This is a genomic window from Mesorhizobium sp. P2_A12 (genome assembly GCF_056405075.1).
On record NZ_JBFUCU010000003.1, the window covers coordinates 81,976 to 106,330 of the forward strand.

The following is a 24,355-nucleotide window of genomic DNA, read 5'->3' on the forward strand; positions in this document are numbered from 1 at the left end:
AAATGCGCCGACAGCGGACGACACCAATGGGGGCGGTGGCATTGAAGCTTCTACCTTAGCGTCGCCAGCAGGTGTTCGGCAGCCTTGACATCCGCCGTATTCAGGCCCTCCACAAAATGCGCCGCCACCGGTTGCAAGAGTTCGCGAGCGCTATTGATCTCCCCGCGCCCGGCCATCAGCGTCGTCATGTCGATTGCGGTTCGCAACTCCCATGCCCGCGCGTGCTGACTACGGCTCAACTCCAGTGCCTGCATGAGGTAGGCGGCAGCTTCGTCGCGGTTGCGTTGCGACTGGAGAAGGAGGCTTCCCTTCATCCGCAGCAACTCTGGGAGGTACAATTGGTCGCCGTTCTTTTCGACGAGGCCAAGCGACTCGTCGATCAGCGCAGTTGCTTCATCGACCTGACCGATTGCGGACAATCCCCTGACCAGCGAGAGGTTGAGCGGCGTCGTGAGCAATTCGTAAGGTGCCGCGTGCAGCTTCTGAAGAGAAGTCTGCAGGCCCTCGACACCGCCTGTTGCATCGCCTTGACGGATCGCGACTTCGCTTTTGAATCCCCGACCGACTAGCAGGTAAGGAGTCATGGAATGGGATTCCGCGCTGGCGATGAGCATGTCGATGTACGCCTCGGCGCTCTTCAGGTCGCCCGTCCACAGGAAGACCGATATCGCCCAGATCAACGCGATCGCGAGCGTTAGAGAATGATCCATGGCGGCAGCCTCTTCGACGGCCTGCCGAGCATGCGCCATGGCTTGATCCGGATGACCTTGCAGCCAAAGGTTCCTCGCCAGAATTGCCCTGGCCAGGATTTTGCCTTCGAAGCCCAGATAGATCGTCGTGGTCCGCTGAGAGCGCGGCCCACGGTCGAGCGCCGCCTCCAGCTCTGCGCGCGCCGCCGCGAGGTCGCCTCGCATGTGAAGCGAGATGCCCAGGATCGAGTGTGCAAGCGCGATCGCGACCGAATCCTCCAGACCGGCGGCTGTGGCTGAACAACGCCTTGCAATTTCGAGGGCGGTTACGAAATTGCCCGTCCGCAGATGGAACATGTTGAGCGGACCCAACAGGCGCACCTGATCCAGCGGATCGCCGCGCTCCTCGGCGATCGCTAGGCTTCTCTGCAGGGCTACGCGCGCCCTGTCGCGTCCTCCCCGCATGAACATGAAGGACACGCCGAGAGCGGCCTGAAGGTGCATCTCGTCAAGTCCGCCAAGGCCGGCACCGTCGGAAGCCAATATCGCTCTTTCAGACCAGCGATGACACTCCGGCAACAAGGACATCGCCAGGAAAACCGGCGCGGCAGCGATGGCGAGTCCCATGCCGATGTCGGCGTTTCCGTTGTCGCCGAAGCACCACTCCAGGGCAGCTCGGACATTGTTGATGGCGGCGAAGTGAGGAGCCCGTTCTTCACCGGTCGCCAGTTTTGGCCATCCGATCCCTGTCTGCTCCAGCCATCTCCGATAGTAGGCGGCGTGGCGCACTGCGAGATCGGCAGCCTCCGCGTCATCGATCCGGATATCGAGAACGTAAGCGCGCGTGGTATCGAGGAGCCGGTAGCGTATCATCGCTCCGGCCGGACGCGTCGCTACAATCGATTTGGCGACGAGACTGTCCATGGCGCCTAGGACGGTCGATCGATCGAGGGTCGCGCTCGTCACCACCTCCAGTGCGGCATCGAGCGTGAAATGACCGACGAACACGGCGAGCCTGCGCAACACCGCGCGCTCAAGGTTGGTCAGGAGCCCAAAGCTCCAGTCCAGTGTCGCCTGGAGGGTTTGCTGACGCGGCGGCGCGGTCCGCGAACCGAGCCACAGCAGTGTCAGGCGTTGATCAAGAAGTGCGGCGGTCTGTTGCAGCCCATAGGATTCGACGCGCCTGGCCGCCAGTTCGATGGAGAGCGCCACTCCGTCGAGCTTTCGACAGATGCTTGCGATGAGCAGGGCCTCCGCATCGCTGACGTCCAAACGAGCGCCGCCTGCCACCGCTCGTTCGACGAAAAGTTGGGTGGCCGGGAAGGTCTGGACAATGGCCGCCGTTAGTCCAGGTTCGTCCGGCGGATAGGCAAGCGCATCCAATCGATAGATATGCTCGCCCTCAACCCGAAGCACCTCGCGGCTCGTCGCCAGGATGTGGACCTGTGACGCCGCATCGACGATGCTTGCTGCCAAAGGCGCCACCGCATCCAAGAGATGCTCACAGGTATCGAGGATCAAGAGAATCCGCTTGTTGCGCAAGTAAGCGATCAGGTTGGGCGTGGCATCTTCTGTTTGAACGGATAGCCCAAGCATCGAGGCGACGGCTGTCGTCACCAGACCGGGATCACCGATCATTCCCAGATCGACGAACAGAACTGCCCCATAAAATGCGTCGATCAGATGATGCCCGACTGCGATCGCTACGGTGGTTTTGCCGACACCGCCGGCGCCAACGATGGTGACGAACCGCGAAGCATTCAGCTGCGCCGACAGCTTGAGAACGTCCTCATCCCGCCCGACCATTCTGCTCAAGCGGTTTGGAAGATTCGCATGCGGAAACCCGGCGGCGATGAGTGGGGCTTCGTCGTGTGGGCTGCTTAATCGCGAGACCGGTGCAACGAAGCAATAGCCGCGCCCCGGAAGCGTCGCGATGTAACGCGCGCCATCCTTTCCATCGCCCAGCGCCTTGCGCAGTCCGGTCATGTGGAACCGCAGGCTGCCTTCCTCGACAACCACATCGGGCCAGACCCGCGACATCAGATCCTTCTTGCTGACGACTTCATTCGGCGCGGAAGTCAGGACGATGAGAATTTCAAGGGCGCGCGAGCCCAGCTCTACGGGAGCGCCTTCTCTTGTCAGGAGCCTTTCACCCGCAGCCAAGTAGAAAGGGCCAAACGACAATCTGTCCTTGGCCTGACTTGCCGTTATCGTCATGGCGTCTCTTCTTTTGGGAGCCGCCTGCACCCAGCGCCTCAGTTTAAGTCAAGGAGCGCTCCCGCACCATAGGGAGTCTCCACTGTCTGGCGTCTCCTATCTGCTCAAAAAAGCGGCAGGCGGGCAGCGACTAACAAGAGCTCACGACGCATAACGGGCTAATCTCATCTCCCGGGGGTACGTCAAGCAGTGCAGATCGCATCCATCAACCCCAGGAGAGTCCCATGGACACGACCAGAACCTCCGAAACAATCGACCAGGATCGCCGGCGACTTTTGGGCACTGCCGCGGTAGGCATCGCCGCCGCAGGCGCCGCGAGCCTGCTCCCGTCACAAAAGGCCGCCGCATCCACCGGCGATGGCATCCGCCCCTTCACCGTTAGCTTCCCGCAGGAAGAGCTCACCGAGCTTCGCCGGCGCATCGTCGCTACGCGCTGGCCCGAGCGCGAGCTCGTATCCGACGAGGCCTCCCGGCGGATCTGGTCGACCCCGGCAACGGTAGGGCCAACGCAGGGCGTGCAACTCGCCACGATGCAGAAGCTCATGAAGTACTGGGGAACGGAATATGACTGGAGCAAATGCGAGGCGCGGTTGAAGGCGCTGCCGAATTTCGTCACCGAGATCGACGGCCTCGACATCCACTTCATCCACGTGAAATCCAAGCATCAGGGCGCCCTGCCTGTCATCATCACGCATGGCTGGCCCGGTTCGGTCATCGAACTCCTGAAGATCATCGATCCGTTCACCAATCCCACTGCGCACGGCGGTGCCGAGGCCGACGCGTTCGACGTGGTGATCCCGTCGATGCCGGGCTACGGTTTTTCCGGCAAGCCAACCGAAACCGGTTGGGATCCAGCGCGCATCGCGCGGGCGTGGATCGTGCTGATGAAGCGCCTCGGCTACGACCGGTATGTCGCGCAGGGTGGCGATTGGGGAGCACTTATCACCGAACAGATGGCGCTGATCGCACCTCCCGAACTGGCCGCCATCCACACGAACATGCCGGGGACCATTCCGCCCGAGATCGTGAAGGCGCTTGCCTCTGGCGGCCCGCCCCCTGCTGATCTCGGCCCCGACGAGAAGCGCGCCTACGAGCAGGTCGCGTTCTTCTACAAGAACGGCCTGGGCTACGCCAACGAAATGGCGCTTCGTCCGCAAACGCTCTACGGGATCGTCGATTCACCGGCCGGCCTGGCGGCGTGGATCCTCGATCACGATGCGGACAGCTGTGCGCTGATCGCCCGCTCCTTCGACGGAGAGCCGGAGGGCCTTACCCGCGACGACATCCTCGACAACATCACGTTCTACTGGCTGACCAACACGGCGATCTCGTCGGCACGTCTCTATTGGGAACACTCGCAAACGGCGAAGGCCGGCTTCTTCGACGCCAAGGGCATCACAATTCCTGTCGGCGCCACTGCGAACCCCAGCGAAATCTACACAGCGCCGAAGAGCTGGACTGAACGCGCGTTCCCGAAGCTTCTGCATTACGGCCGCACAGACAAGGGCTGCCATTTCGCGGCCTGGGAACAGCCGAAGATCTTCACCGATGAGGTGCGCGCAACATTCAAGACGTTGCAGACCTGACGTGTTGGCGGGGGATGGCGCGCCTGACGTGGGTCATCTTCCGCCCTGCGATAGCTGCGTAGCGAACCTCCGAAGGGAGCGACTGTAATGAACCCCCTCATCAAGACGCTTGCCGTCGTTGCGGCTTGCACCGTGCTCGCTACCTCTGCGCTGGTGTTCGGGCTTTGCACCCTCTCCGCGTCCGCCGTCGCAAACCCGGTCGAGGATCGCTCGATCCGGCCCTTCAAAATCCAGGTGCCGCAAGCGGCGCTTGACGATCTTCGCAGGCGTATTGCAGAAACACGGTGGCCCGACCGGGAGACCGTAGATGACCAGTCGCAGGGCATTCAGCTCGCGAAGATCAGGCCGCTCGTCGAGTATTGGGGCACGGCCTACAACTGGCGGACAGCGGAAGCGAAGCTGAATTCCCTGCCTCAGTTCATGACCACGATCGACGGCGTGGACATTTACTTTATCCACGTTCGCTCGAAACATCCCCATGCCCTGCCGCTGATCATGACGCATGGCTGGCCTGGTTCGGTCCTGGAACTGCTCAAAACGGTCGGCCCGCTCACCGATCCCACCGCGCATGGCGGCAGTCCTGAGGACGCGTTCGACCTCGTACTGCCGTCGTTGCCGGGTTTCGGCTTCTCCGGCAAGCCAACCGAGACCGGCTGGGGTACAGACCGCATTGCGCGAGCCTGGGCAGAGCTGATGAAGCGCCTCGGCTATACAGAATACGTCGCCCAAGGCGGCGACTGGGGCTCCCCCGTTTCGAATGCGATGGGCCGCCTGGCCCCTGCAGGACTTCTTGGCATCCACGTCAACCTGCCGGCTGTCGTACCACCTGAGATAGCTGCTGTGCTCGCCAGCGGCGGACCAGTGCCGGCAGGCCTGACGGGTAAGGAGCGCACGGCATTCGACGCACTCAGCATGGCTGCCAAGATGGGGAATAGATCCTACGCCACGATGATGGGCACCCGACCGCAGACGATAGGCTACGCCATCAATAACTCCCCTGCGGGGCTCGCAGCGTGGATGCTCGGGCATCCGGGCTTTTCAGGCTGGACCTACGACGACAGCGACCCTGAAAAGTCGCCGGACGAGGTGCTGGACGACATAACTCTGTACTGGCTGACGAACACCGCCACCTCGTCCGGGCGAATTTATTGGGAGTACGGCGGCGGCCGCAGTCCCGTTTTTGCCGACCCTGAAAAGACCAACGAAGTCTCATTGCCGGTCGCCATCACGGTCTTTCCGGGAGAAGGCTATCAGGCCCCCGAGACGTGGGCCCGGCGCGCCTACCCCAACCTGATCTACTTCCATGAGGTCGACAAGGGCGGCCACTTCGCCGCGTGGGAGCAGCCGGAGCTCTTCTCCGCCGAGTTGCGCGCTGCCTTCAGGTCGCTGCGGCGAAGAAACTGAACTGACCGGAGGGCACAAAGAAGCATTCCCATCAAACTCAACGGAGGAGGCAGACATGACGATTGCCACTACCCGCAGCAATACCGCAGTCGAAACGCAAAAACCGCGATCCCACGATATGAAGCTCGAGGTCGTAGTCATTCCAGTTTCCGATGTCGACCGCGCCAAGCTGTTCTATGCAGGCTTGGGTTGGCGGCTGGACGCCGACCTCATAGGCGACGAATTTCATATCATCCAGTTTACGCCTCCTGGCTCCCAGTGTTCGGTTGTCTTCGGCTCAGGCGTTGCACCGGGTCCTTATGCTCGTATCGAGCTCGACATCCTCGAAACCGCTGGTGAACTCGTCGTGTCGGACATCGAGTCAGCACGCGCCGAACTCGCCGATCGCGGGGTCGACGTAAGCGAAGTGTATCACTATGCCGGTGACAAAGGGCGCGTCAGCGGGCCCGATCCGGAAAGACGCAGCTACGCCTCGTGGGCTTCCTTCAGCGACCCGGCCGGAAACAACTGGCTCTTGCAGGAGGTCACTGCGCGAGCACCAGGCCGCGTCGACGCTGGAGGCGCCACATTTGTCTCGTCGGCCGAACTCGCAGCCGCGCTTCGGCGTGCATCTGTGGCTCATGGCGAGCACGAGCAGCGGACAGGCGGCCAGCGTGATGAGAACTGGCCGGACTGGTACGCCGAGTACTTGGTGGCGGAGCACGCCGGCCAACCGCTTCCGCCATGAGTACTTCGATTGAACGGACGGCGTCGCGGGCGCCTACCTGGCTAGAACTCGCGGCATTCGGGTTCTGTCCCGAGCCGCACGCGAGACGAGCTTCTCACGCAACTTAACGCAGGAGGTAGATATGGACATCACTAGCACTGTCAGCAGTATCGCAGTTGAGACACAACGGCCGCGCTCCCTTGACATGAAGCTCGAAGTTGTTGTCATTCCCGTCTCGAATGTAGAGCGCGCCAAGCAATTCTACGAACGGCTGGGGTGGAGACTCGACGCTGACTTTGTCGTTGGAGACACGTTCCGCGGGATACAGTTCACACCTCCCGGCTCGCCGGCCTCGATACACTTCGGCACCGGAATCACGACGGTCGCGCCCGGCTCCGCAAGCGGACTTTATCTTATCGTTTCGGACATTGAATCGGCTCGCGCCGAGCTTATCGGCCGCGGCGTCGAGGTCAGCGAGACGTTTCATCGCGAAGGCCCCGGCAAGCCAACGGTGAAAGGCCGCGACCCCCAGCGACGCAGCTACTCCTCGTTCGCTACCTTCAAAGATCCGGACGGCAACGAATGGTTGCTTCAGGAAATCATCACCCGGTTTCCCGGTCGCATCGACTCCAGCACCACGACCTACGCTTCCGAGGCGGATCTTGCTTCCGCGCTGCGACGCGCGTCGGAGGCCCACGGCGAGCACGAGAAGCGCAACGGCGGTCGGCGCGATGAGAACTGGCCCGACTGGTACGCGAAATACATGGTGGCTGAGCAGGCTGGCAACGAGCTTCCGCTGTGAAGGGTTCGGCACGCAGTGCGCATTCGAACCATTCGCGCGACGACATCGATCGAACCAAAAGGCGTCGTTGATGAAAGCAACCAAGCTGCTGCTCGCCGCGGCGCTCGCAACGGCAATCGGGGCTCCGATTGCCGGTTTTCTAGGAGGCACGAACGTGGCGCAGTCCATAATCTCCACACCAATACGGGTTCCGTTTCTTCACGAACTCCCTACCTACCGGCTTGAGGAAAAATCGGAGCTTGCTTCGCTTGAAGCGGCGCACGAGTGGATAAATTCACCGCCGCTGACGGCGTCGGCCTTGCATGGCAAGGTCGTCCTCATCGATTTCTGGACGTACACCTGCATCAACTGGCTGCGCACGCTTCCCTACGTTCAGGCCTGGGACGAGAAATACCGGAAGCATGGTCTGGTGGTGATCGGAATCCACGCGCCGGAGTTCGCATTCGAAAAAGACCCGAACAACGTGCACCGGGCGGCGAAAGACCTGCGGATCGATTATCCGATCGCCGTCGACAATGACCATCTCATATGGCGGGCCTTCAGCAACCAGTATTGGCCGGCACTCTATTTCATCGATTCGCAGGGCCGTGTCCGGTATCATCATTTTGGCGAGGGGTCATACCAACAATCGGAAATGGTCATCCAGGAATTGCTGGCCGAGGCTGGCGCTGGCGGATTCGATAGTAAGCCTGTGTCGGTGGATGGCCGCGGCATCGAAGCGGCGGCCGATTGGGAGAGCCTCAAGTCTCCGGAGAACTATTCCGGATATGAACGCACCCAGAATTTTGCATCCAGCGGCGAGCTGGTCTTGGACGAGCCGCATGCCTACGAATTGCCGGCGCGGTTACGCCTGAATGAGTGGGGGCTGTCGGGCGATTGGACGGTAAGGAAAGAAAACGCCGTACTGAACAAGCCCGACGGCCGCATCGTCTACCGTTTCCACGCACGCGACCTTCATCTGGTCATGGGTCCGGCATCGCCGGGAACGTCCGTGAGATTTCGCGTGCTGATCGACGGACAGCCACTAGGCACGGCTTACGGCATCGACGTCAATGAAAAGGGCGAAGGTGCAGTGACAGAGCAGCGCCTGTACCAGTTGATTCGACAATCGAAACCCATCGTCGATCGCCAGTTCGAGATCGAGTTTCTCGACTCGGGCGTGGAGGTCTTTGCCTTCACGTTTGGCTGATCGTCGGGACAACAATAGAGGTTCTCAAATGCATTCGTTCAATATACCGGATGAGATCGACCAAGAACGCCGACGGTTCTTTGGCGCCACCGCGATGGCTCTCGCCGCCACTCAGTTCGGCTTGATGGGCCCGGCACATGCGCAAGAGGCGGCGGGAGAGCCCGTGGCGGCGTCCTTCGGACCCTTGAAGCAGATCGATGCCGGCCTGTTGAGCGTCGGCTATGCCGAGCTCGGACCCGCCGACGGCCCACCCGTCATCCTGCTGCATGGCTGGCCGTATGACATCCACACCTATGCCAATGTCGCGCCTCGGCTGGCGGCGAAAGGCCACCGCGTGATCGTGCCGTACCTGCGCGGATACGGGCCGACTCGTTTCCTGTCGCAGGATACGATTCGCAACGGCCAGCAGTCGGCGATCGCCGCCGACATTGTCGCCCTGATGGACGCACTGGGCATCGAAAAGGCGACGATCGGCGGCTGCGACTGGGGCGCCCGCACCGCGAACATCATTGCTGCGCTATGGCCTCAACGCTGCAAGGCTTTGGTCTCGGTAAGCGGCTACCTCATCGGCAACCAGCAAGCCGGCAAGCTGCCGCTGCCACCCAAGGTCGAGTTGCAATGGTGGTATCAATATTACCTCGCCACCGATCGCGGCCGCGCTGGCTACGAGAAATACACACGAGATTTCGCCAAGCTGATCTGGCAACTCGCGTCCCCCCAGTGGAACTTCGACGATGCTACATTTGAGCGCAGCGCCGCGGCCTTGGACAACCCCGATCACGTGGCCATTGTGGTCCACAACTATCGCTGGCGGCTCGGACTGGCCGCCGGCGAACCGCAATACGACGCGTTTGAGGAGCGACTCGCGCAGGCACCGGTCATCGGCGTGCCGACGGTTACGCTCGAGGGCGACGCCAATGGCGCGCCGCATCCGGACGCCAGCGCATACGCCAAGATGTTCTCAGGAAGATACGCGCATCGGGTTGTCACCGGAGGCATCGGGCACAACCTGCCCCAGGAAGCGCCGCAGGCCTTCGTTGATGCCGTTGTCGAGGTCGGCGCCTGATCGAGTTCGCGGTAACCGCCTCCGGCGGTTACCGCTGCCAGCAAAAAGAATGCCCATGAGCCGCATCGCAAGGGTTGTCTACACGGCCAGGACCGCAACTACGGGCGGCCGCGAAAATGGCGCATCGCGCAGCTCCGACGGCCTTCTGGACATCTGGCTTTCGGCGCCCGGATCGGCGCGCATAGGCACCAATCCGGAGCAGTTGCTCGCGGCCGGCTGGTCGGCCAGCTTCGCAAGCGCAATCGCATCTGCGGCCCACGAACGAAAAATCGCGCTGCCTGCAGGGGTGAGCATCAAGGCCGACGTGAATCTGAACTACGGAGAGAACGGCCACTTTCTCAGCGTCCAACTGGACATAGCCGTGCCGGATCTGGAGCGTGATGTCGTACAAATTCTGGTGGATGAAGCGCACGAGATTTGTCCTTACTCCAAAGCGACACGGGGCAACATCGATGTCATAACGAGGATCGTCTGATCTGATCGGGCAACTCGGGTCGTAGATGGTCGCCAACAATCAGCAGCTAGTACGCGCCCCTTGTAGGCATCGTGCGCCTCGGCCGCTTGCGGAACGAGGAAACGGCTGCCGCACCAGACGGCATCAGCGCCGGCTTCGAATGGTCCGGCGACGCCGTCGTCCAGTGGACACAGAAATGGCCAAATTAGACGCCGCCGGATGAAATGATCGCCCGCCAGCCGGTACTGAAGCCATACGGTGCCGACAATGGCGGCTGCCAGGCGGGCTGGAGAACCCGCTCGGCGTGCCGGACGGTTCGGTCCTGCTCGGGCCGGTGAAGGCCATCACGAATTCGATTTTCTGAACCCGAGTCAGCGTCGCTTCTCTTGGACAGTGAACCCCAGCTGTCCAAGTACCTTACAGCGCCCGTCTTGCCGCCTTCGAAGTCGCTGGAGGCTAACCGCCGACCGGTGGCGAACTCATACGCCGTTCCCAGGATTGCCTTCGGCGGGTACCGTCGATGCTCACCTGCCCCTGGACAGGCTGCCCAATATCCCGCGCACGATCGCCCGGCCGACCGACGAACCCACCGAGCGCACCACCGACTTGATCGCGGCTTCCGCCACCGTCTGGCGATTGGACGGGCGCGGCGCCGGCGCGCGCCTGCCACCCGATTGAGGTGCCGGGTCGTCGTTGCCGAAGCCGGGAATGGTCCAGCGCGAACCCCCGCTTCCCGACTGCTGCGCCTGCTCTTCGGCGTCCTGCGCCTCCCTGGCCTTTTTCTGCAGCATCTCGAAAGCCGATTGGCGATCGATGACCTGATCGTACTGGCCGGCGACCGGGCTTTCCTGGATCAGCTTTTGCCGCTCGGCGGGCGTGATCGGGCCGAGGCGCGAGGCCGGCGGGCGGATCAGCGTTCGCTGCACCATGGACGGAACGCCCTTGGTTTCGAGCGTCGAGACCAGCGCCTCGCCGGTGCCGAGCTGGGTGATCGCGGTGGCGCAATCGAAGTCGGGATTCTGCCTGAAGGTCTCGGCTGCGGTCTTCACCGCCTTCTGCTCGCGCGGCGTATAGGCGCGCAGCGCATGCTGCACCCGGTTGCCGAGCTGGGCGAGAACCGTTTCTGGAACATCGAGCGGGTTTTGCGTGACGAAATAGACGCCAACGCCCTTCGAGCGGATCAGCCGAACCACCTGCTCGACGCGGTCGATAAGCACTTTCGGCGCGTCCTGGAATAGCAGATGCGCTTCGTCGAAGAAGAACACCAGCTTCGGCCTGTCGGGATCGCCGACTTCCGGCAGCACCTCGAACAGCTCCGACATCAGCCACAACAGGAAGGTCGCATAGAGCCGCGGATTCATCATCAGCTTGTCGGCGGCAAGCACGCTGATGGCGCCGCGCCCGTCACGGGTGGTGCGCATGATGTCGGCGATGCGCAAGGCCGGCTCGCCGAAGAAATGCGCCGCACCTTGCTGCTCCAGAACCAGCAACGTGCGTTGGATGGCTCCCACGGAAGGCTTCGTCACATTGCCATAACGCGAGCCCAACTCGTCGGCGCGCTCGGCGATGTTGGCCAGCAGCGCCTGCAGGTCCTTCATGTCGAGCAGCAGCAGGCCTTCCTCGTCCGCCAGCCGGAAGGCAATGTTCACGATGCCTTCCTGTGCCTCGGTCAGGTTCATCAGGCGCGACAAAAGCAACGGCCCCATTTCGGAGACGGTGGCGCGGATCGGATGGCCCTGCTCGCCGAACAGATCCCAGAAAATGACCGGAAATTCCTGGAAGTCATAGGGGTCCAGCTTGACCTGCTCGGCCCGCTTGACCAGAAAATCCTGTGCCGTGCCCATCATGGCAATGCCGGACAGGTCGCCCTTGATGTCGGCGCAGAAAACCGGCACGCCCGCATTGGAAAAACCTTCGGCAAGAATCTGCAAGCTGACGGTCTTGCCCGTGCCGGTGGCGCCGGTCACCAGGCCGTGACGATTTCCATATTGCAGCAGCAGGTGCTCGGCACGCTGATAGCTGTCGTCCGGCTTGCGGCTGGCGCCGATGAAAATGCTGGTGTCGTCAGCCATATGTCCGGTCTCCGCAAACTGATGTGTTAAAAGCCAGTGGGCTTGCCGCAGGTATAGTGAGGCCCTTGCACAGCGACAATCGTTCAAGTGGGGCCAATCGTTCGAGTGGACCATTCGTTCAAGTGGAGGCCAATGGTCGAAATCGGTTTTTTGGAACTTGCGGATTTTGCCGGTGTTTGGCAATCGTTCATGGTTCGTCCATGCACGCTACCTATATCTGATGGATTGAATTCCGACCCTGAAAGCGCATTGCATTGCGATATCGGACGGTGGACCATAGACTGAACTGCTCCAGGCTGGTGCGGCCGCATGAAAGTGAGGAAGATGGATGGGCGCCGGAGCCTTGATCCAGGACGTTGAACCCGAGAATGCCGAGCGCCAGCGATGGCTGGCCCTGGCGGAAAAGGCGTTGGCTAGCGCATCCTTCGAGGAAAAGCTGGTCTCGCATACCGACGACAACATCCGTATCGAACCGCTCTACGACCGCAGCATCGCAGCGGAACCGATCGTGCGCGCAAACCCGAAATTGCCCTGGATCGTCAGCCAGCGCATCGATGATCCGGATATCGAGCGCGCCAGAACCCAGGCCCTGGAAGACGTAGCGCAAGGCGCGACGGGATTGTCGCTTGTCTTTGAAGGCGCACCGAACGCATTCGGCTACGGCCTGCCGAGAACGGCGCAGGCGCTGGAGACGGTGCTGGACGGCGTACCGCTCAACCGCATCCAGGTCCGTATCGATGCGCATCCCTGGAGCCGCGCCGTGGCCGACTGGCTGGTGGCGTTCCTGAGCAAGCGCCGTTCGGATCCGGCAAAGCTCAACCTCTCCTTCGGCATCGATCCGGCGGCGATCTTCGCCGGAACCGGCCGGCTGCGCATGTCGATCGAGGCGCTGCGGGCCTCGATGCCGCAGTCGCTGGCGCATTTCTTCTCAATGGGCGTTCCGGGCGTGCTCCTGGAGGCGGACGGGCGCGTGTTCCACAACGCCGGCGCCACCGAGGCGCAAGAGCTTGGCATCATGCTGGCTTCCGCCGTGTCCTACCTGAGAATGTTCGAGACGGCGCGGCAGCCGCTTGTCTACGCCGCACCCCATATCGGCTTCGCGCTCAGCGTCGACCAGGACCAGTTCCTGTCGGTGGCCAAGGTGCGGGCGCTGCGCAGGCTCTGGGCACGGGTGCAGGAGACCTGCTCGATCCCCAACTCCACGGCCAATATCCATGCCGAAACGTCGTTTCGCATGATGACGGCCATGGATCCGGAGACCAACATCCTGCGCACCACGATTGCCTGCTTTGCCGCGGCATCCGGCGGCGCCGATTCGATCTCCATCCTGCCGCACACGATCGCGCATGGCTTGCCGGCGGGTTTTGCCCGCCGCGTCGCCCGCAACGCGCAGCTGATCATGGCCCATGAAAGCCATATCGATCATGTCGCCGATCCAGCCTATGGCTCCGGCGGGGTCGAAGTGCTGACTGCGGAACTGTGCGAGATGGCGTGGGCGGAACTGCAGACGATCGAAGCCGAGGGCGGCGTCTTGTCCAGCCTTCAGGACGGGCATATCCAGAAGCGCGTTCACGCTGCGGCGGCGCGACGCAACGCAGCCTACCTGGCTGGGGAGCGGGTCATCATCGGCACCACGCTCTACCCGTCGAAAAGCGAACGTCCGGTCGAGACGCTGGCAGCGGAACGGCGGCCCGCCTTCACCGAAGGCGTTGCCGTGTGCGAACCGCTGTTTCCGGTCCGCATCGACCAATCGATCGGAGCCGCCTCTTGATCCCTGATTTCAGCCAGGTCGGCTGGGCACCGCCACGCCGCGCACCCGTCGAGGTCAAAGGCCAGCGGACGACGCCGGAAGGCCTCATCGCCAAGCATCTGTACAATCAAGGCGACCTCAAGGGGTTGCCGCATCTCGACACATATCCGGGCCTGCCGCCCTTCGTGCGCGGTCCCTACCCGACCATGTATGTCCAGCAGCCCTGGACGATCCGGCAATATGCCGGCTTCTCGACGGCGGAGGAGTCCAACGCTTTCTACCGGCGCAATCTTGCCGCCGGCCAGAAAGGACTGTCGGTCGCCTTCGATCTCGCCACGCATCGCGGCTATGACAGCGACCATCCGCGTGTCGCCGGCGATGTCGGCATGGCGGGCGTCGCCATCGATTCCATTCTCGACATGCGGCAGCTCTTCGACGGCATTCCGCTCGGCGACATGACGGTGTCGATGACCATGAACGGCGCGGTGCTGCCGATCATGGCGCTTTACATCGTGGCGGCGGAAGAACAGGGCGTTGCGCCGAAGGATCTCGCCGGAACCATTCAGAACGACATTCTGAAGGAGTTCATGGTCCGCAACACCTACATCTATCCGCCGAAGCCCTCGATGCGGATCGTTTCGGACATCTTCTCGTATACGTCGAAGAACATGCCGAAGTTCAATTCGATCTCGATCTCCGGCTATCACATGCAGGAGGCCGGGGCGACGGCCGACCTGGAACTCGCCTATACGATCGCCGACGGCATCGAATATGCCCGCGCCGGCGTTGCGGCGGGCCTGGATATCGACAGCTTCGCGCCGCGCCTGTCCTTCTTCTGGGCGATCGGCATGAACTTCTTCATGGAAGTCGCCAAGCTGCGCGCCGCCCGTCTGTTGTGGGCGACCTTGATGGAGAAAAATTTTTCGCCCAAGGACGAGCGATCGCTGTCACTGCGCACCCATTGCCAGACCTCGGGCTGGTCGCTGACGGCGCAGGACCCCTACAACAACATCATCCGCACCATGATCGAGGCGATGGCGGCAACGCAGGGCCACACGCAGTCGCTGCACACCAATTCCTTCGACGAGGCGATGGCGCTGCCGACCGACCATTCGGCGCGGATTGCCCGCAACACCCAGCTGATCCTGCAAAAGGAATCCGGCACCACGCGCATCATCGACCCGTGGGGTGGTTCGGCCTATCTCGAACGGCTGACGCATGATCTGGCGGCGCGCGCACTTGCCCATATCGAAGAAATCGAGGCGCTCGGCGGCATGGCCGCCGCGACCGAACAAGGCATTCCTAAACTGCGTATCGAGGAAGCGGCGGCCCGCACACAGGCACGCATCGATTCCGGCGAGCAGATGCTGGTCGGCGTCAACGCCCATCGCCCCGAAACCGACATCAAGGTCGACGTGCTGAAGATCGACAATGCCGAAGTCAGGGCGCGGCAATTGTCGAAGCTGCAGCGGCTGAAAGGCACACGCGATGTCGGCGCGGTCGAGAGCGCGCTCGATGCACTGACCCGTGCCGCGGAAGGCAACGAAAACCTGCTGGAGTTCGCCATCCGCGCCGCGCGCGCCAATGCCACGGTCGGCGAGATCTCGTTCGCCTTGGAAAGAACCTTTGGCCGCCATGTCGCGACGGTGCAGACGATCTCCGGTGTCTATCGAAAGGCACTTGGCGACAATTCCGTGGTCGAAGGGCTGCAGGACAAGCTTGAAGCCTTTGAGAAGAAATCTGGCGGCAAGCCGCGCATCCTCGTTGCCAAGATGGGACAGGACGGCCACGACCGTGGGCAGAAGGTCATCGCCACCGCCTTCGCCGATCTCGGCTTCGACGTCACCGTCGGTGCGATGTTCCAGACACCGGATGAGATCGCCAGGCTGGCAGTCGCGCATGACGTTCATATCATCGGCGCCTCATCGCTGGCGGCGGGACATCTGACGCTGATCCCGGAATTGCGCGACGCGCTGAAAAAGCTCGGTCGCGGCGACATGCTGATCGTCGCCGGCGGCGTCATCCCGCCACAGGACTATGACGCGGTCCTGCAAGCCGGCGCGGCGGAAATCTTCCCGCCGGGCACGGTCATTCCGGAAGCGGCGGATCGCCTGCTGGACCGTCTGCTAAAGGCCTGACTGGGCCCGTTATAATATCTGTTGTAACGCATAACAGCCGCGTTATAATCGGCGTTGCAACAGGATATCCGTCATGAACACGACCATTCGCAAGATCGGTAATTCCGAAGGTGTGATCCTGCCCAAGGAGCTGCTTGAACGTCTGAATCTCAAAGCCGGCGACCAGCTTCAGATTCTCGAAACGGATAGGGACATCGTCCTCAAGGCGGTGGACGACAGTTTCGAGCGGCAGATGGAAGCAGCTCGCAAGGTCATGGACAAGTACAAGGTCGCACTACAGAAACTCGCCGAATGAGCTGGGAGTTTCTGTCACGTCGCGCAGTCGAAGCGATGCATGCCGAGCAATTGCGCAGGCACGGCGGAGCGGAAGGTTTGAGAGATGAAAATGCTCTCGAATCGGCGCTCGCCCGCGCTGAAAACAAGGCGAACTGTGGGGACCCGTCGGTCGGGGATCTCGCCGCTGCCTATGTCTTTGGCATTGCCAGAAATCATGCCTTTGTCGACGGTAACAAGCGTACTGCCATCGTGGCCGCCGGCGCATTTTTGATTGTGAATGGCCATGTTCTGACAGCCGACAACGGGACGCTTTACGAATTCGTCATGGCCGTCGCTTCCGGCGAAATCGATGAAGCCGGAGCCGCGGCTTTCTTCCGCGACCATGTCGTCAAGTTCGAAGACTAGCTGTCCGAGAGCTTGACGATTTCCCATTCCTTGCCGTTGACGACAGCCACGTCGCCAACCTTCTTGCCGAACAAGGCGACGGCCATCGGCGACACATGGGAAATCGTGCCCTTGGCCGGGTCGGCCTCGTCCTCGCCGACGATCTTCCAGTGCACCTTCCTGCCGTCATCACCCTCGAGCGTGGCGCCCATGCCGAAACGAACCAGGTCGCTCCCCGGCTCCGGCACGGACAACTCGGCGCTTTCGCGCCTGGCGGTCCAATAGCGCAGGTCGCGCGACACCACCGCGATGCGCTCGCGGTCCGCCTTCCTTTCGGCTTTCGCCAATATGTCGCGCAGATCGGCCAAATTCTCCTCGATCATGGCCAGGCCGGTCTCCGTCACCAGGTTGCGGTGCTGGCTGATCGGCCTCTCGCCGATGCCGGCGATGGCGTTTTCGCTGTCTTCCTCGCGGGTAAAAGCTCTGCTCATCCGCTGAGCTTAGGCGCGGAGAGGCTGCTCGACAAGCCATTGTCGCTGCGCTGGCAAGCAGCGACAGACCGTCTGGCACGAATCCTGCGGTGTCTGGGTCTAACGCCAGGACCCTGTGCCGATGTTGAACAGACGAACGTTTTTAACCGGAACCGCCGGCTTTGCCGTCTTGGGCCTCTCGCTTGGCAGAGCGGCGGCCGCCAGCCTGACCGGCATCGAGAAAGCCTCGATGCGCGGTTCGATCAACGCCACCGAACTTGGCGTCTCACCCGGCACCTTTGACGATCAGAGCAAGGCCTTCGCCAAGCTGCTGCGTGATGCCAACGACCGCGACATGCCGGTGTTCCTGCCGCCCGGCACCTATGTGGTGTCCAACCTCTCGCTGCCCGGCCGCGTGCGTCTTTCCGGCGTGCCGGGCGCAACGCGGATCGTCTATGGCGGCGACGGCCACCTGTTCATGGCCGAACAGGCCGACCATATTGAACTCAGCGGGCTGGTCTTCGATGGCAGCAACCGCTCGATGGGCGACTACGCGCAAGCATTGCTCGATCTGCGCCGGGTCGCGCACCTCATTGTCGACAATTGCCAGATAACCGGCAGCGGCAAGAACGGATTGGCGCTGGAACACGCAGCAGGCCGGGTCGAGCGCTCGGACATCTCAGGGGCTGCCGATGCCGGCATCTATTCGGTCGAGGCTGATGGGCTGGCAATCACGGGCAACACAGTCTCCGACTGCGCCAATGGCGGCATCCTGGTGCACCGCTGGCAGGCGGCGGAAGACGGCACCATGGTCACCGGCAACCGCGTCGAGCGCATCCAGGCACGCAGCGGCGGAACCGGGCAGAACGGCAATGGCATCAACGCCTTCCGGGCCGGCAATGTCGTCATCTCGGGCAACATCGTCTCGGACTGCGCCTTTTCGGCGATCCGCGCCAACAGCGCCAGCAATCTGCAGATTTCAGGCAACACCTGCTCGCGCTCGGGCGAGACCGCGGTCTATTCCGAATTCTCGTTCGAAGGCGCCATCATCAGCAACAACATCGTCGACGGCGCCGCCAACGGCATCTCGATCGTCAACTTCAATGAAGGTGGCCGCATGGGCGTCTGCTCGGGCAACATCGTGCGCAATCTGTCGACCAGCGGCCCCTACCCCGCCGACCCGCCCGGTTTTGGCGTCGGCATTGGCGTCGAGGCCGACACAACCGTTTCCAACAATGTCATCGAGAACGCACCCCTCTATGGCATGCAGATCGGCTGGGGGCCGTACCTGCGCAATGTCGTGGCCACCGGCAACATCATCCGCAAGGCTGGAACCGGCATCGTCGTCAGCGTGGTCGAGGGCGCCGGCACGGCCGTCATCTCGGACAATGTCATCGATGGCGCGCTGAACGGCGCCGTCGTCGGCCAGCGCTGGGCCGAACCGGCGACAAGCGACCTGACATCGTCGGACAAGAGCGGCTATGCGCACTTGACCGTCGAGCGCAATCACGTCAGCTGAATGCTGGACTTTTAGTCCAAGGCCACTGTGGGCCTGAGCGCCCCAACCTTGGCGCCAATCCGGCTCTTAATCGGAGCGTTGGCCAGTTCGAGCAGCTTCGCCGCCAAAGTCTCGTCCGCGCGCAACAATTTGGCAAGAACGGCGGCAACCATGGCTTCGCCGGCTCGGCCGGCGCCATCATCGCATTTGAGTGCGATGCCGAGGCCAAGTTCCGGAATTGCGGCACAGTGAACACCTTCGGCGCCGCCTTTCGCGAAAATCCGCCCTGGTGCGGCTTCCATCAACGCGACGTCTTCGCGGCCGGTGCCGGCGACAAAGAACGGTTCTGTCATGCAGGCGGTCAGCAGACGCTTTGCGGCCTTGGCTCGCTCGGGACCAAAACCATTCGTCGTGGCCATACGGGCAAAGCCGAGGGCGAAGTTCCTGAGCGGCACCGCGTAGGTCGGGATCGAGCAGCCATCGGTCGCTCGTTCATTCGCACCATGGACAGCGCCCGTCACGGCCTGCATGGCGTCGCGCACCATCTCCTGCAAGGCGTGCCCCGGCTTGATATAGCCGCGGTGCGCAATGCCCGTGTGGACGCAGGTGCAGAGAAACCCGGAATGCTTGCCGGAGCAATTGTTGTGCAGCGCGTTCGGCGAACCGCCGGCGTGGGCAAGCGCAATCTCCGCGTCATGACTGGAGGGCCAATGCGCGCCGCATTCCAGCGCTGACCCGTCCAGCCCGGCCCTGGCCAGCATGGAACGCGCCAACTCCACATGCGCCGGCTCGCCCGAATGGGAGGCACAGGCAAGCGCCAGTTCGCGGTTGCCGAAGCCATAAGCGTCCGCCGTCCCGCTTTCGACCAGCGGCAATGCCTGGATCGCCTTGACCGCGGAGCGCGGAAACACTGGCTTCGAGGTGTCGCCGATCTCCAGGACCGGCTTGCCGTCGGCATCGAAAACCGCGACGGCACCGCGATGCGCGCTCTCGACGATCGCGCCGCGCAGGATTTCGATCAGAACCGGATTTGTCATGAACCCTCCCGCTTGCCCACGACCGCGAGGATCGGAACAGATCTTCGAGGTCATGCGCAAAATCAAAGTGTTACAGCGTCCTTTGCGCGCCTCAAAGGGCGCGCGGCGCTGTAATGCGGGCGGGTTTACCTGATCCGGTCGAGAATGGAAACGTAGTTGGCGACCGCCGCGCCGCCCATGTTGAAGATGCCGCCAAGTTTTGCCCCCGGCACCTGGATGCCGCCGGCTTCGCCGACAAGCTGCATGGCGGTCAAAACATGCATGGAAACGCCGGTGGCGCCGATCGGATGACCCTTGGCCTTGAGCCCGCCCGATGGATTGACCGGCAGGCGGCCATCCCTGGCGGTCTCGCCGCTCATGGCGAGCTTCGCCCCCTCGCCTGGCTTGGCCAGGCCCATCGCCTCATACTCGATCAGCTCAGCGATGGTGAAGCAGTCATGCGTCTCGACGAAGGACAGATCGTCGAGCGACACGCCGGCATTCTTCAGCGCACGGGTCCAGGCCTGTTCGCAGCCTTCGAAGGTCAGGATGTCGCGCTTCGACATCGGCAGGAAATCCTGCACATGCTCGTTGGCGCGGAAGGCAACGGCGCGGCGCATCTTCAGCGCCGTCGCTGTGTCGGCAAGGACAAGGGCCGCGGCGCCGTCGGAGACCAGCGAACAGTCGGTGCGCTTCAACGGACCGGCAACGAAGGGGTTTTTTTCACTTTCCTGGCGGCAGAACTCATAGCCGAAATCCTTGCGCATCTGCGCGTAGGGATTGTCGACGCCGTTCTTGTGGTTCTTGGCGGCGATCATCGCCAGCGCGTCCGACTGGTCGCCATAGCGCTGGAAATAGGCCTGGGCAATCTTGCCGAAGACGCCCGCGAAACCGGCTGGCGTATCGCCATCCTCAGGCAGGTAGGAAGCCTTGAGCAGGTTCTTGCCGATCTCGGGGCCGGGCGTCGTCGTCATCTGCTCGGCACCGACCACCAGCACGATGCGGGCGGCATTGGCGTCGATGGCGCGGATGCCTTGCCTGACCGCAGCCGAGCCGGTGGCGCAAGCGTTCTCGACGCGCGTCGCCGGCTTGAAGCGCAGCCGGTCGTCGGCCTGAAGCACCAGGCTGGCGGTGAAATCCTGCGCCGAAAAGCCGGCGTTGAAGTGGCCGAGCACGATCTCGTCGACCTCGTCGGGGCCGATGCCGGCATGGTCGAGCGCGTCGGTCGCCACCTTGACGATCAGGTTTTCGAGCGTCTCGCCCTCAAGCTTGCCGAAGCGCGAATGCGCCCAGCCAACGATGCATGCGGTCATGGCGGTCTCCATCCTTGGCGCCAGCCTAGCATGAGGGCTCATGGCGCACTTCGCCTTTATTGTTCAAATATAAACAATCATGCCCGCGCCGGGAAGGGCCGGAACCGGACAATCGCTTGGTGCAGGCTAGCGACGACCGATTTTTTTGTTGATTGACCCGTCAATAAAAAATAATCCTGCTTCAAAGGACCCTAGCGAGATGCCGAAAATCGGAATGGAACCCCTGCGCCGCAAGGCGCTCATCGACGCGACGATCTCGGCGATCGGCGAACGCGGCTCGCTCGACGTGACCATGTCCGAGATCGCCGGCCGCGCCGGCGTGTCCTCTGCCCTTGCCCATCATTATTTTGGCGCCAAGGATGAGCTCCTGCTGGCGACGATGCGCCATATCCTGGCCGAACTGACCATCGACATGCGGCGCGCCCTTGGTGCCGCCGGGAGCCCGCGCCAGCGCGTTTCGGCGGTCGTGGCCGTCAACTTCTCCGAGCTCCAGTTCCAGCCGGAAACCATCGCAGCCTGGCTCGCCTTCTATGTCGAGGCGCAGAAATCGGCGGCGCTGCGCCGGCTGCTCAAGGTCTATGCGCGGCGCCTGCACTCCAACCTGTTGAGCGGGCTGACCGGCATCCTGCCGAGAGCCGAGGCCGATCGCGTCGCCGAAGCGACCGCAGCGCTGATCGACGGGCTCTACATCAGGCGCGCGCTGAAGGACGGCGTGCCCGACGCCGCGACCGCAATCGCGCTGGTCGAGGACTATCTCGAAACCAAACTCGGTGGACGGCAGACACAGTGACAGCCAAGCGACCCAATTTCCTGATCGTCATGGTCGATCAGCTCAACGGTACGCTGTTCCCGGATGGGCCGGCGGACTTCCTGCATGTGCCGCATCTCAAGGCACTGGCCGCCCGCTCGGCGCGCTTTGCCAACAACTACACCGCATCGCCACTTTGCGCGCCAGGGCGGGTCTCGTTCATGAGCGGGCAGTTGCCGTCTCGCACCGGGGTCTATGACAATGCCGCTGAATTCGTCTCGTCGATCCCGACCTTCGCCCATCATCTGCGCGCCGCCGGCTACTACACCTGCCTGTCGGGCAAGATGCATTTCGTCGGACCGGACCAGTTGCACGGCTTCGAGGAGCGGCTGACCACCGACATCTATCCGGCCGATTTCGGCTGGACCCCGGATTACCGCAAGCCCGGCGAGCGCATCGAATGGTGGTACCACAATCTGGGTTCGGTGACCGGCGCTGGCGTCGCCGAGACCACCAACCAGATGGAATATGACGACGAGGTCGTGTTCCTGGCCACGCAGAAACTCTATCAGCTGTCGCGCGAACAGGACGATTTGGACCATCGGCCCTGGTGCCTCACCGTTTCGCTGTCGCACCCGCACGATCCCTATGTTGCGCGCAAGCAGTATTGGGATCTCTACGAACACTGCCAGGCGCTGGACCCGGAAACCGGGTTCATTGCGCATGACGAGCAGGACACGCATTCGCAGCGGCTGTACCACGCCTGCGATTATCCGTCTTTCGAGATCACCCCTGAACAAGTGCGTCGTTCCCGGCGCGGCTATTTCGCCAACATCTCCTATGTCGATGACAAGCTCGGCGAGCTTCTGGACGTCCTGGCGCGAACGCGCATGCTCGACGACACCGTCATCCTGTTCTGCTCGGACCATGGCGACATGCTCGGCGAGCGCGGCCTGTGGTTCAAGATGAGCTTCTTCGAGGGCTCGGCGCGGGTGCCGCTGATGATCGCCGGCAAGGGCGTTCGCGCCGGACTGATCGAAGCGCCGGTCTCCAATCTCGACGTCGCGCCGACGCTTTGCGACCTTGCCGGCATCGACATCGGGGCGATCGCGCCGTGGACCGACGGCCAGTCGCTGCTGCCGCTCACCGAGGGCAGTGAGCGCACCGCGCCTGTGTTGATGGAATATGCCGCCGAAGGTTCCTCCGCCCCCTTGGTGGCGATCCGCGACGGCAGATACAAATTCGTCCATTGCGAACTCGACCCGCCGCAACTGTTCGATCTCGAAGCCGATCCGCTCGAGCGAGACAATTTGGCCGACGACCCGGCCAATGCGGGTCTGGTGGCAACGTTCATGAACAAGGTCCGGGCGCGCTGGGACATGGCTGGCTTCGACGCCGCCGTGCGCGAAAGCCAGGCGCGCCGCTGGATCGTCTATCCCGCGCTGCGCAACGGCGCCTACTACCCCTGGGATTTCCAGCCGCTGCAAAAGGCGTCGGAACGCTACATGCGCAATCACATGAACCTCGACAATCTCGAGGAGAGCAAACGGTATCCACGAGGCGAATGATGGCAGACCTTCTCGTCCCCTCCCTCGATCATCTCAAGCAGGCCTATGCCGTCACCTCGCGGGCGACACAGATCACGCCGCTGCTGGAATCGGCAGCCTTGGCCAGAGAGACGGGCGCGGCTCGTGTATTCATCAAGCCGGAATCGCTGCAATGGGCTGGATCCTTCAAGATACGCGGCGCCTATTGGCGGTTGAAGCAGCTTTCAGCCGACGAGGCGAAGAAGGGCGTCGTCGCCTATTCCTCCGGCAATTTCGCGCAAGGGCTGGCGGCAGCCGGCCAGGCGCTTGGCATTCCGGTCACCATCGTCATGCCGATCGATGCACCCGCCGCCAAACGCGATGCCACGGCAGGGTATGGCGCCCGTGTCGTGCTGACCGACCATGGCGAGCGCGCGCGAGAGGAAGTCGCCGCCGCCAAGGCGCGGGAGATCGCAGAGACCGAAGGGTTGGCCCTGCTGCATCCGTTCGACGACCCGGAGATCGTCGCCGGCCAGGCGGGCGCCGGCCTCGAAGCGCTCGACCAGCTTGCCGCCAAGGACGCCAGCGCCGACCTTTTGTTCTGCTCGGTCGGCGGCGGCGGATTGATCGGCGGCGTTTCGCTCGCCTTCCACTATCTTTCACCCGCCACCGAGATCATCGGCGTCGAGCCGGAAGGTTTCAACGGCATGGGCTCGTCGCTAGCGCATGGCAGCATCGAGACGATGCCGATCGGCCCGAAGTCGATCTGCGACGGGCTGATGTCGCGCCGGCCGGGCGACGCGCCGTTCGCGGCGGTCAAGATATCAGGCGTGCGCGGCATCACAGTCGACGATCAATCTGTGCGGAGTGCCATGCGCATCGCCTTTGAGCGCATGAAGCTGGTGCTCGAACCGTCGGGTGCCGCCTCGCTGGCGGCCCTGCTCGGCGGCAAGGTGGATGTAAAGGGCAAGACCGTGCTCGTGATGGCAACTGGCGGCAACGTCTCGCTCGCCGATTTCATCGCGCATATGAACGATGGGTTGAAATGAAC

Annotated in this window: 20 protein-coding genes and 1 pseudogene; 16 read left to right on the top strand and 5 right to left on the bottom strand. The window is 62.6% G+C overall.

Annotation, left to right across the window (positions count from 1 at the left end; all coding sequences use genetic code 11):
- Nucleotides 1-50: 50 nt before the first annotated feature.
- Complete coding sequence (locus AC1DZU_RS08025) at nucleotides 51-2,906, bottom strand: ATP-binding protein (protein ID WP_477283438.1); 2,856 nt, start codon at nucleotides 2,904-2,906, stop codon at nucleotides 51-53.
- Nucleotides 2,907-3,130: 224 nt separating this feature from the next.
- On the opposite strand from AC1DZU_RS08025, the gene AC1DZU_RS08030 reads away from it, so the two are divergent.
- The 8 genes and pseudogenes from AC1DZU_RS08030 to AC1DZU_RS08065 form a co-directional block, all read left to right on the top strand.
- Nucleotides 3,131-4,492 carry an epoxide hydrolase family protein gene (locus tag AC1DZU_RS08030; RefSeq protein ID WP_477283440.1) on the top strand — a complete coding sequence of 454 codons (1,362 nt, stop codon included), beginning with the start codon at nucleotides 3,131-3,133 and terminating at the stop codon, nucleotides 4,490-4,492.
- 87 nt (nucleotides 4,493-4,579) lie between these two features.
- On the top strand, nucleotides 4,580-5,896 hold the full coding sequence (locus tag AC1DZU_RS08035; protein ID WP_477283442.1) for an epoxide hydrolase family protein: 1,317 nt from the start codon (nucleotides 4,580-4,582) through the stop codon (nucleotides 5,894-5,896).
- Between the two features lie 55 nt (nucleotides 5,897-5,951).
- Nucleotides 5,952-6,623, top strand: a complete 672-nt coding sequence (locus AC1DZU_RS08040) for a VOC family protein (RefSeq protein ID WP_477283444.1) — start codon at nucleotides 5,952-5,954, stop codon at nucleotides 6,621-6,623.
- Between the two features lie 121 nt (nucleotides 6,624-6,744).
- A complete protein-coding gene (locus AC1DZU_RS08045) occupies nucleotides 6,745-7,404 on the top strand; it encodes a VOC family protein (protein WP_477283446.1) in 660 nt (219 codons plus the stop codon).
- A 70-nt stretch (nucleotides 7,405-7,474) separates the two neighbouring features.
- Nucleotides 7,475-8,593: a redoxin domain-containing protein gene (locus tag AC1DZU_RS08050; protein ID WP_477283448.1), complete on the top strand. Its 1,119-nt coding sequence runs from the start codon at nucleotides 7,475-7,477 to the stop codon at nucleotides 8,591-8,593.
- 43 nt (nucleotides 8,594-8,636) lie between these two features.
- A complete protein-coding gene (locus AC1DZU_RS08055) occupies nucleotides 8,637-9,659 on the top strand; it encodes an alpha/beta fold hydrolase (RefSeq protein WP_477284188.1) in 1,023 nt (340 codons plus the stop codon).
- Nucleotides 9,660-9,714: 55 nt separating this feature from the next.
- Complete coding sequence (locus AC1DZU_RS08060) at nucleotides 9,715-10,134, top strand: Ohr family peroxiredoxin (RefSeq protein ID WP_477283450.1); 420 nt, start codon at nucleotides 9,715-9,717, stop codon at nucleotides 10,132-10,134.
- Nucleotides 10,135-10,262: 128 nt separating this feature from the next.
- Nucleotides 10,263-10,477, top strand: a pseudogene (locus AC1DZU_RS08065) (hypothetical protein); the annotation flags it as partial.
- Between the two features lie 160 nt (nucleotides 10,478-10,637).
- Here the strand turns inward: AC1DZU_RS08065 and AC1DZU_RS08070 are convergent.
- The gene (locus AC1DZU_RS08070; protein ID WP_477283452.1) at nucleotides 10,638-12,185 is read right to left on the bottom strand and encodes a helicase HerA-like C-terminal domain-containing protein; all 1,548 of its coding nucleotides are present in this window, start codon (nucleotides 12,183-12,185) and stop codon (nucleotides 10,638-10,640) included.
- A 328-nt stretch (nucleotides 12,186-12,513) separates the two neighbouring features.
- Between AC1DZU_RS08070 and AC1DZU_RS08075 the strand changes: the two genes are divergently transcribed.
- From AC1DZU_RS08075 to AC1DZU_RS08090, 4 genes are all read left to right on the top strand, one after another.
- Nucleotides 12,514-13,956 carry a methylmalonyl-CoA mutase subunit beta gene (locus AC1DZU_RS08075; RefSeq protein WP_477283454.1) on the top strand — a complete coding sequence of 481 codons (1,443 nt, stop codon included), beginning with the start codon at nucleotides 12,514-12,516 and terminating at the stop codon, nucleotides 13,954-13,956.
- On the top strand, nucleotides 13,953-16,073 hold the full coding sequence (gene scpA / locus AC1DZU_RS08080) for a methylmalonyl-CoA mutase (RefSeq protein WP_477283456.1): 2,121 nt from the start codon (nucleotides 13,953-13,955) through the stop codon (nucleotides 16,071-16,073). Before AC1DZU_RS08075 ends, scpA begins: the two co-directional genes overlap by 4 nt.
- 73 nt (nucleotides 16,074-16,146) lie before the next feature.
- A complete protein-coding gene (locus AC1DZU_RS08085) occupies nucleotides 16,147-16,368 on the top strand; it encodes an AbrB/MazE/SpoVT family DNA-binding domain-containing protein (protein ID WP_477283458.1) in 222 nt (73 codons plus the stop codon).
- On the top strand, nucleotides 16,365-16,754 hold the full coding sequence (locus AC1DZU_RS08090) for a type II toxin-antitoxin system death-on-curing family toxin (protein WP_477283460.1): 390 nt from the start codon (nucleotides 16,365-16,367) through the stop codon (nucleotides 16,752-16,754). Before AC1DZU_RS08085 ends, AC1DZU_RS08090 begins: the two co-directional genes overlap by 4 nt.
- Here AC1DZU_RS08090 and greA read toward each other — a convergent pair.
- Nucleotides 16,751-17,224 carry a transcription elongation factor GreA gene (gene greA, locus AC1DZU_RS08095; RefSeq protein WP_477283462.1) on the bottom strand — a complete coding sequence of 158 codons (474 nt, stop codon included), beginning with the start codon at nucleotides 17,222-17,224 and terminating at the stop codon, nucleotides 16,751-16,753. The two genes, AC1DZU_RS08090 and greA, sit on opposite strands and share 4 nt — an antisense overlap.
- 121 nt (nucleotides 17,225-17,345) lie before the next feature.
- Here greA and AC1DZU_RS08100 point away from each other — a divergent pair, with 121 nt between their 5' ends.
- The gene (locus AC1DZU_RS08100) at nucleotides 17,346-18,722 is read left to right on the top strand and encodes a TIGR03808 family TAT-translocated repetitive protein (protein WP_477283464.1); all 1,377 of its coding nucleotides are present in this window, start codon (nucleotides 17,346-17,348) and stop codon (nucleotides 18,720-18,722) included.
- Between the two features lie 11 nt (nucleotides 18,723-18,733).
- Here the strand turns inward: AC1DZU_RS08100 and AC1DZU_RS08105 are convergent, their stop codons facing one another.
- Nucleotides 18,734-19,738: an asparaginase gene (locus AC1DZU_RS08105; protein WP_477283466.1), complete on the bottom strand. Its 1,005-nt coding sequence runs from the start codon at nucleotides 19,736-19,738 to the stop codon at nucleotides 18,734-18,736.
- Nucleotides 19,739-19,863: 125 nt separating this feature from the next.
- Nucleotides 19,864-21,030 carry an acetyl-CoA acetyltransferase gene (locus AC1DZU_RS08110; protein WP_477283468.1) on the bottom strand — a complete coding sequence of 389 codons (1,167 nt, stop codon included), beginning with the start codon at nucleotides 21,028-21,030 and terminating at the stop codon, nucleotides 19,864-19,866.
- A gap of 199 nt (nucleotides 21,031-21,229) precedes the next feature.
- Here AC1DZU_RS08110 and betI point away from each other — a divergent pair, with 199 nt between their 5' ends.
- From betI to AC1DZU_RS08125, 3 genes are read left to right on the top strand one after another with little or no spacing between them, the layout of a single operon-like run.
- On the top strand, nucleotides 21,230-21,820 hold the full coding sequence (gene betI, locus AC1DZU_RS08115) for a choline-binding transcriptional repressor BetI (RefSeq protein ID WP_477283470.1): 591 nt from the start codon (nucleotides 21,230-21,232) through the stop codon (nucleotides 21,818-21,820).
- On the top strand, nucleotides 21,817-23,346 hold the full coding sequence (gene betC / locus AC1DZU_RS08120) for a choline-sulfatase (RefSeq protein ID WP_477283472.1): 1,530 nt from the start codon (nucleotides 21,817-21,819) through the stop codon (nucleotides 23,344-23,346). The genes betI and betC overlap by 4 nt, the downstream gene beginning before the upstream one ends.
- Nucleotides 23,343-24,353, top strand: a complete 1,011-nt coding sequence (locus AC1DZU_RS08125) for a threonine/serine dehydratase (protein WP_477283474.1) — start codon at nucleotides 23,343-23,345, stop codon at nucleotides 24,351-24,353. The genes betC and AC1DZU_RS08125 overlap by 4 nt, the downstream gene beginning before the upstream one ends.
- Nucleotides 24,354-24,355: the final 2 nt, after the last annotated feature.